The organism is Frankia sp. AgKG'84/4, from assembly GCF_023242965.2.
In the GTDB taxonomy this organism is placed as follows: Bacteria; Actinomycetota; Actinomycetes; order Frankiales; family Frankiaceae; genus Frankia.
Genome location: NZ_JALKFU020001276.1, coordinates 1 through 2,267, shown reverse-complemented (window position 1 = coordinate 2,267; position 2,267 = coordinate 1). Strand labels below are relative to the sequence as shown.

Annotated in this window: 3 protein-coding genes; all 3 read left to right on the top strand. The window is 72.1% G+C overall.

Annotated features, from left to right (window positions below; all coding sequences use genetic code 11):
- Positions 1 to 1,146 (top strand): AI-2E family transporter (locus tag MXD58_RS29600; protein WP_250611436.1); only part of this gene is annotated, 1,146 nt, incomplete at its 5' end.
- Between the two features lie 14 nt (positions 1,147 to 1,160).
- Positions 1,161 to 1,817 carry a DsbA family protein gene (locus MXD58_RS29595; protein WP_248838920.1) on the top strand — a complete coding sequence of 219 codons (657 nt, stop codon included), beginning with the start codon at positions 1,161 to 1,163 and terminating at the stop codon, positions 1,815 to 1,817.
- An 18-nt stretch (positions 1,818 to 1,835) separates the two neighbouring features.
- Positions 1,836 to 2,246 (top strand): RpiB/LacA/LacB family sugar-phosphate isomerase, encoded by a 411-nt coding sequence (locus tag MXD58_RS29590; RefSeq protein WP_250611434.1) that lies wholly within the window; start codon positions 1,836 to 1,838, stop codon positions 2,244 to 2,246.
- Positions 2,247 to 2,267 lie beyond the last annotated feature (21 nt).

Sequence of the window (2,267 nt, the reverse complement as noted above, 5' to 3'; positions counted from 1 at the left end):
GAACCCGCCCGGGCGCCCGCGGCCGGTCCGCGGCTCTCGCCCGCGCTGCGGGCCGACGAGCACATCCCGGTGTCCCTGCGGGTCTCGGCCGGCTGGTCCTGGCGTCTGATCGTCACCGGGGCGGCGATCTACATCCTGCTGATGGCGGTCGGCCGGGTGCGGCTGGTCGTCATCCCGATCATCGCCGGCCTGCTCATCGCCGCCCTGATCCACCCGCTGGCGCACCGGTTCCAACGGCTCGGCATGCCGCGCCTGGGCGCCGCGTTCGCCGCGCTGTTCGTGTTCTTCGCGGTGCTGGCGGGTGCGGCCGTCGCCGTCGGGTTCAACGCCGCCAACGAGATCCCCACCGTCAGCGACCAGGTCAGCGAGGGCGTCGAGCAGATCCGGGGCTACCTGACCAACGGCCCGTTCCACCTCTCGGACAACCAGATCAACGATCTGGTCGACGACATCCGCCGCAACCTGGCGAACAACCGCGGCCGGCTGGTCTCCGGGGTGATCTCCGGCGCGTCGGTGGCCGCAGAGGCGATCACCGGGCTGCTCGTCGCGCTGTTCTCGACCTTCTTCTTCCTCTACGACGGCGAGCGGATCTGGACCTGGATCGTCACCCGCTTCCCCGAAGGGGCGGAGGAGCGGGTGCGCGGCGCCGGTCGGGAGGCGTGGCTCACGATCACCGGCTACATCCGGGGAACGGTCTTCGTCGCCGCCGTCGACGCCATCGGCATCGCGATGGGGCTCGTCGGCGTCGGCGTACCGCTGGTGGCGCCGCTGGCGCTGCTGACGTTCTTCGGCGGGTTCATCCCGATCGTCGGCGCGACCGTCGCCGGCATCGCCGCAGTGCTCGTGACGCTCGTGTCGGGCGGGGTCACCGACGCGTTGATCATCCTGGGTGTGGTGCTGGCCGTGCAGCAGATCGAGGGGCACCTGCTGCAACCGCTGGTCATGCGCCGGGCGGTGCAGCTGCACCCGCTCGCGATCGTGATCTCCCTGTCGGCCGGCGGGGTGCTGGCCGGCATTCCCGGCGCGATCGCCGCCGTTCCGTTCGTCGCCGTCGTCAACCGGGTCGCGAGCTATCTGTCCGCGACAGGGAAGCGTCCGGCCGCCGATGTGGTTGACCGGGTCGGGGGCAGCCAGCCAGTCGACTGAGGAGTGCCGAAGATATGAGCGTCGAAAGCCCGAGCGCCGCACCGACCACCGGGGCCGCCGGCGGCCCCGGCGTGGCCGCCGCCGATCTCTGGTTCGATCCGTCCTGCCCGTGGGCGTGGCTGACGTCGCGCTGGTTGCTGGAGGTCGCGCAGGTCCGCCCGATCGAGGTCCGCTGGCACGTGATGAGCCTGGCGGTGCTCAACTCCGGCCGTGAGGTGCCGGAGGCGTACCGGGAGGCGATGGCCCAGGCCTGGGGCCCGGTGCGGATCTGCATCGCCGCCGCCGAGCGGCACGGAGCGGAGGTGCTCGGCCCGCTGTACACCGCGCTTGGCCGCCGCCGGCACGTGGAGAAGGCCGAGTGGGGCCCCGAGACCTTCGCCGCCGCGCTGGCCGAGGCGGGCGCCGACGCGGACCTGGCCGCCGCGGCGACCTCCACGGAGTGGGACGAGGCGCTGCGGGCCAGCCACGACGACGGCATCGGCCGGGTCGGCATGGACGTGGGCACGCCGGTGATCGCCGTCGGGGACAACGCGTTCTTCGGACCCGTGATCACGCCGGCACCCAAGGGCGAGGCCGCCGGCCGGCTGTGGGACGGAGTTCTGCTGGTCGCCGGCACGCCGGGCTTCTATGAGCTCAAGCGCTCCCGGGACGTCGAGCCGATCTTCACGTGATCAGGCATGATGCGCATCATGCGCGTCCATCTAGGTTCTGACCACGCTGGCTTCCACCTGAAGCAGGCGCTCGCCGAGCGTCTGGTGGAACTCGGGCATGCCCCCGTCGACCACGGCCCGGTCGAGTACGACCCCGACGACGACTACCCGCCCTTCGTTCTCGCCGCCGCGGCGGCGACCGCGGCGGAGCCGGACAGCCTTGGCATCGTGATCGGCGGCTCCGGCAACGGCGAGGCGATCGCGGCGAACAAGGTGGCGGGGGTGCGTGCGGCCCTGGCCTGGAGCGAGCAGACCGCCACGCTGGGCCGCCAGCACAACGATGCGAACGTGCTGAGCCTCGGCGCGCGGATGCACACCGTGCCCGAGGCCCTCGGGCACCCAGGACTGGTTCGACGACGGCGCGCCGGGCACCGTGGAGCACGATGGTGATCGCGACAACGCCGGAAATGA

Excerpts from the sequence above, each read along its gene's own strand:
- MXD58_RS29595 (WP_248838920.1), top strand. The coding sequence starts at position 1,161 with ATGAGCGTCGAAAGCCCGAGCGCCGCACCGACCACCGGGGCCGCCGGC.
- MXD58_RS29590 (WP_250611434.1), top strand. The coding sequence starts at position 1,836 with ATGCGCGTCCATCTAGGTTCTGACCACGCTGGCTTCCACCTGAAGCAG.